The following is a 1,538-nucleotide window of genomic DNA, read 5'->3' on the forward strand; positions in this document are numbered from 1 at the left end:
ATTGTCCCGCCGCCGCCTTGTCCATAAGCCAGATGAGTTCGCCCTCGGTCGTGATGTGGCTGGCGGGTTCCGCGGGGTCACCGGCGCGCACTTTTGCAAAGGCCTCACGCTTGGCTGGTCCCGCCAGCATGAACACCACATGGCGGCTGGAATGGATGGCGGGATAGGTCAGGGTCAGGCGCGTATGCGGCGCGTCATCGGGCACGCAGGTCGAAACCCACAGCTTTCTTTCCTGCAGCACCGGCTGGCGCGGGAACAGCGATGCGGTATGCCCGTTATCGCCCAGACCCAGCATCACCACGTCAAACAGCGGGCGACCGGGCTGCAGCACCTTGCTGCCGTAGACCGCCTCGAGTTCCGCCTGATATTTTGCCGCCGCCTGCGCCGGGTCGCCCGATGTGGGCATGGGGTGCACGTTGGCGGGCGGCACCGGCACGTGGGCCAGCATTTCGCTCTCGACCATGTTGTAGTTGCTGGCCGGGTCGCTGTCGGGCACGAAGCGTTCATCGCCAAAGAAGAACTGCGTGTTCGCCCACGGGAAACGGTCGCGATAGGCGTCGGACGCCAGGATCTGGTACAGCCGCTTCGGCGTGGACCCGCCCGATAGCGCAATCACGAACGGGCCACCGTGTTTCGCCAGCGCCTGTTCCGTCAGCCATTTCGCCATGTGCTGCGCAATGGCTTCGGCATCGGGCAGGACCACCATCACGCCCGTTTTCACGTCATGTCCGCCCGTTACATCATGCTTTTCCATGTCACGCATCTCCCAGCACGAATTTCTCGATCCCATTGGCAAACCCTTCCTCCTCGCACGATGTCGAGACATGGGTCGCCTGCTTCTGCACCTCGGGGCTGGCCTGTCCCATGGCGATCGACATGCCGCTCTTGCGGAACATCAGCACGTCATTGGGCTGGTCGCCCAGTGTCACCATCTGGCTGGCAGGAATGCCCAGCAGGCGTTCGAGCGTCATCACCACGCCGCCCTTGTTGGCGTCCCTGTTGGTCACGTCCACGTAGTAAGGCTGTGACAGCGCGGCCGACGCGGTATCGCCCAGCGCCTGCTGCAGGTCGTGTTCAAGCCGCTTCATAAGGTCGAGGTCATCGCTGACGCCGGTGATCTTGACCACCTGGTCCAGCTTTTCTTCCACATTGCCGACCACGGGCGGGAATTTGACCGTCCACTGTTCGCGCGCGACATGCGGCGCATCAAGTTTCGAGACGATCCAGTCATTGCCGTTATAGACCCACGGATCGGCCCCGTGGTCGCGGATGATGCCGATCACCTTGCGCGCCGTATCAGCTGGCAGCGTGCGGGCCTCGATCACGGTAAAATCGGGTCTGACCATCATGCCGCCGTTGAAACCCGCGATCGGTTCGGAAATCTTCAGCGGGTCAATGACCATCTTCATGCCCTTGGGCGGGCGGCCGCTGGTGATGGTGAACAGGATCCCGCGTTCACGCAGGCGTTCGACAGCCCGGATCGCCCGGGGTGTCAGGATCTTGTCCTTCGTGACCAGGGTGCCATCCACATCGGCCAG

At 62.9% G+C, this 1,538-nt stretch carries 2 protein-coding genes; both read right to left on the bottom strand.

Translation table 11 applies throughout. The features are described 5' to 3' along the window. Positions 1-754 (bottom strand): 6-phosphogluconolactonase (gene pgl, locus F1542_RS16860; RefSeq protein ID WP_193734008.1); only part of this gene is annotated, 754 nt, incomplete at its 3' end. Between the two features lies 1 nt (position 755). Beyond that, positions 756-1,538: Cof-type HAD-IIB family hydrolase (locus F1542_RS16865; RefSeq protein ID WP_227672840.1), on the bottom strand; the 783-nt coding region annotated here is incomplete at its 5' end.

It is taken from the genome of Komagataeibacter sp. FXV3, from assembly GCF_015155755.1.
In the GTDB taxonomy this organism is placed as follows: Bacteria; Pseudomonadota; Alphaproteobacteria; order Acetobacterales; family Acetobacteraceae; genus Komagataeibacter.